The following is a 2127-nucleotide window of genomic DNA, read 5'->3' on the forward strand; positions in this document are numbered from 1 at the left end:
AAGCTTTTCGGCACAGCTACCCAATATTTTTGTCGCTCTTGGACTATATTTGTTGTAGCGAGGTGTCCCATCGAGCTTGTATTTGGCAATATAATCCTCAAACGCAGACTCAAACTTGCTCAACAACACCTCAAACTCTTCGGGAAGCAAAGAAGTTAAGGCACGAAACTGCTTTTCGTCTTTTTGTAACTCGCTGATTATCAAGGAATTGTACATGTTAGAAAAATAAAAGCGTAAAACAACGCAAAGATAACAAAATTCCGTTCATAAACTCTATTTTAATACTTTCACACAAAAAATAAGTTTTACCACAGCAGAGCAAAAAAATCCCCCCTGCCTACCGATTTTGTAGCCTTTTCTCGACAAAAAGCGTATATTTGGGGATAGAAAATCATTTCCCGATACGCTTACGCAAATTATACTCTTTTTTATCTTTTTTATTCTATACGCTTTATGTCAAATACCACTGCAAACGTAGAATTTTCTCCTGCACAGGTGCAAGATGCTACCCGTAGAATTGATTATCTTTTTGCCTTACAGCAGAAAAACCGTTGGGCAATTTCGCAGAGCAGTGCCAAATCGCGGATTCGGAAATTGAAAAAATTACAAGATACCATTTTTAAATACAAAGAAGCGATACAAGATGCACTATTTGCGGACTTTCGCAAGCCCTCTGCCGAGGTCAACTTATCCGAAATTTATCCTACCCTTAATGAAATTAAGTATGCTATCGCAAACTTAGAAAATTGGCTCAAACCACAAAGCGTAGGCACACCAACGGCTCTTTTAGGTTCAAGTTCATACGTGCTGCCTGAAGCGAAAGGCGTTTGTTTGATAATTGCATCTTGGAACTATCCTTTTAATATTACCTTTGCCCCATTGGTTTCGGCAATCGCAGCAGGAAATTGTGCCATCTTAAAACCTTCTGAATTTGCCCCCCATACGGCGCGTTTGATGGCAGAGATGATAGCCGAAATGTTCCCCGAAGATGAAATCGCCTTAGTAGAAGGTGATACCGAAGTCTCGAAATACCTATTAGAAAAACCCTTCGACCACATCTTTTTTACAGGCAGCACGCAGGTAGGGAAAATCGTGATGCAGGCAGCAGCCAAAAACCTAACTTCGGTAACCCTCGAATTGGGCGGAAAATCGCCTACCATCATAGACGAAACCGCAAATTTGGAAGAAGCTGCCAAAAAAATCGCTTGGGGCAAATTCACCAACGCAGGACAAACTTGTATCGCACCCGATTATATTTTGGTACAAGAAGAAAAAGAAGAACTTTTTATAGAACTACTTTTAGCACAAATACAAAAGTTCTATGGTGAAACGCCACAAGAAAGGCTGCAATCGCCCGACTTTGCACGCATCATCAGCGAAAAACATTGCAACCGCTTGGCAACCCTTATCGGAAAAGCAAAAGGCGAAGGCGCACTCGTTAGGATTGGTGGCACGATGGCACTCGAAGACCGCTACATTGCGCCCACTGTACTTTCGGAGGTAAAGCCTGATAGCGAAATTATGAAGGAGGAAATTTTTGGTCCCGTGCTGCCCATTTTGCGCTACAAAAACTTGGAAGATGCCATCTCTCTTATCCAAAGCAAAGATAAGCCCCTTGCTCTTTATATATTTTCGCAAAACGGCAAAAATGTAGACCAAATTTTAGCACAAACCTCAGCAGGCGGAACTTGCATCAATGATACCCTTGTGCATTACTTTCAGCACGAACTCCCCTTTGGAGGCGTAAATCAAAGCGGTATCGGGAAGGCACACGGCTATTTCGGATTTCTGGAATTTTCGAACCAAAGAGCCGTTTTGAAACAACCTACTCGCTTTAGTGCTGCCCAACTGATGTATCCGCCCTATAAAAATGAAGTCAAGACGCTGATAGATTTTTCTATGAAGTGGATTTAAAACTTTTTTCCTACCAAAATCTTCAAACCGTCGACAAGGCTGTTAGCCGTCGGCGAAGTTTTTTCTGTAGCGCGAAGCTCCAGCTTCGCGCTTCAAACCCTAATTTTTTGTTTGCCTTTTTATACCGCCGAAAACAAAAAGACCCTTAGACGCTAAAAACATCTAAGGGTCTTTTTTTGAAACCGTCGGCGAGGTTTTGTTTTTTTAGCTTTA

General features: G+C 41.7%; 2 protein-coding genes. One reads left to right on the forward strand and one right to left on the reverse strand.

Annotation, left to right across the window (positions count from 1 at the left end):
* Nucleotides 1–216, reverse strand: a 216-nt coding sequence (locus G500_RS22905) for a hypothetical protein (RefSeq protein ID WP_035756810.1), incomplete at its 3' end; no start/stop codon positions are given.
* A gap of 237 nt (nucleotides 217–453) precedes the next feature.
* On the opposite strand from G500_RS22905, the gene G500_RS0108170 reads away from it, so the two are divergent.
* A complete protein-coding gene (locus G500_RS0108170) occupies nucleotides 454–1914 on the forward strand; it encodes an aldehyde dehydrogenase family protein (RefSeq protein ID WP_027002198.1) in 1461 nt (486 codons plus the stop codon).
* The last annotated feature ends 213 nt before the right edge of the window (nucleotides 1915–2127 follow it).

Source organism: Hugenholtzia roseola DSM 9546 (genome assembly GCF_000422585.1).
GTDB lineage: Bacteria > Bacteroidota > Bacteroidia > Cytophagales > Bernardetiaceae > Hugenholtzia > Hugenholtzia roseola.

Excerpts from the sequence above, each read along its gene's own strand:
- G500_RS0108170 (WP_027002198.1), top strand. The coding sequence starts at position 454 with ATGTCAAATACCACTGCAAACGTAGAATTTTCTCCTGCACAGGTGCAA.